This is a genomic window from Rhizobium sp. BR 317, assembly GCF_047445835.1.
Taxonomy (GTDB): domain Bacteria; phylum Pseudomonadota; class Alphaproteobacteria; order Rhizobiales; family Rhizobiaceae; genus Rhizobium; species Rhizobium paranaense.
In genome coordinates this window covers 1-1,473 of sequence record NZ_JARWLB010000120.1, presented here as the reverse complement: position 1 = coordinate 1,473, position 1,473 = coordinate 1, and the positions used below count along the sequence as shown (strand labels likewise).

Sequence of the window (1,473 nt, the reverse complement as noted above, 5' to 3'; positions counted from 1 at the left end):
AGACACCACCGTCTTGTTGACCACAGTCTTGTCCAGATCCTTGGCTCCGGTCGGGCCATCGACCATCGTGTGTCCGCTCGGATTAGGGCCTGACGTTTCCTGAAGATTATCCCAATGTTCGACGATCTTMCMGTCCTCAAAGCGAAAGATGTCGAACCCTATCTTCGGTCCGATAAAATCATAGCTGCTGTGAGCGAAAACGAAATCGCCGTCCTGGAACACTCGGACCGTGTTCACCTTGGCCGACCMCTTGGGCAGCGCAGCCAGCAACTCACCGAAGCCTTTCAGGCCATCGGCGGCTGCGAGATTATGCTGAATGTACTTGGCGGGATCAATCACGCCGACCGGCTCGGCCGCGCCGGTTTCGATAGCCTTGAGAAGTCGAAGACCTGTTTTTCTTGTGAAGTCATTTCAGTTTCCGTTGCGTGACCGGCGGTCGCCGTCAGGCCACCTACGAGGGAGAGTACTGCCGCAATCGCAAGAACGAGACGGCCCGGGAGATTTGCTTTCATAATATGTGACCATTTCTGTAACAGATTATATGTATCTATTTCGATCACATATAAATGTAAAGCCCCGGCGCACGAAGAATCGGGTTTTCGCTCAAGCCGTCGAACTGATAGCGGAGATATCGGCCGCGAGATCAGCGATGGTCGTGCGGGAAAGTTCACGCTCCATCGCCCGCTCGACATAGGCAAGGCGACCCTTTAGAACCTTGTTGATGTTCCGGCCKACTAGGCATTGAGGGTTCGGTTCCTGGTGCAGCGGGAAAACCACAAGGTCTTCGTCGATTGCCCGGTGCACGTCCAGCAGCGTGATCGAGGAACCTGGCCGTGCCAGTAAAGCTCCGCCGCCGCTTCCCATCTGAGACGTCGTCAAACTGGCCCTAGCCAACTGCGAAAKAAGCCGCCGAATGAGCGTCGGATTGGTATTAACGCTTGAAGCGATGAGCTCTGAAGATGCTGGCGAGCCCTCTTGTGATTGCAGAAATGTCAGTATGTGCGTGGCAACGGCGAAGCGGGTGTTCATGGCGTCCTCAATATGTGCTTTATACAGGCACATATCGGATCTATGCAAGTAAGCGTGTTATCCCTCCACCAGCAGKACAGGCTTGCAAGGCCTTTCTGATGTCTGTCGAGTGACGATACAGCCGGCTGAATGACGGGGTGCTCGGCGGCGACACCCCGGGAAGCGACGCGCGATTGAAATGGCGTCCATCGCAGCTGCCATTTAAAAGCCCATTGTCCACACCTTGAAGGGATTTGAACCGCATTTATTTCCCGTTCGATTGCTCGCGCTCTAGTTAACTATCGGAGTTTGTTMAAAAAAATATGCCACCAACCATGGCCCCATGGCTCGTCAGAATGCTACGCCTTTGATTTTGTTATGGAATGCAGGCGGCAGGTAAGTGAGCCCCTMGACTCCGATCGGTMCACACCACACCTTTATGAGCCTAACGTATCAGGCGAGAGC

1 protein-coding gene and 1 pseudogene are annotated in these 1,473 nt (G+C 54.1%); both read right to left on the bottom strand.

The window, feature by feature from the left end; all coding sequences use genetic code 11:
* Positions 1-339 (bottom strand): annotated as a pseudogene (locus tag QD357_RS32215) (hypothetical protein); the annotation flags it as partial.
* 264 nt (positions 340-603) lie between these two features.
* Positions 604-1,029 (bottom strand): Rrf2 family transcriptional regulator, encoded by a 426-nt coding sequence (locus QD357_RS32210; protein ID WP_414126063.1) that lies wholly within the window; start codon positions 1,027-1,029, stop codon positions 604-606.
* Positions 1,030-1,473: the final 444 nt, after the last annotated feature.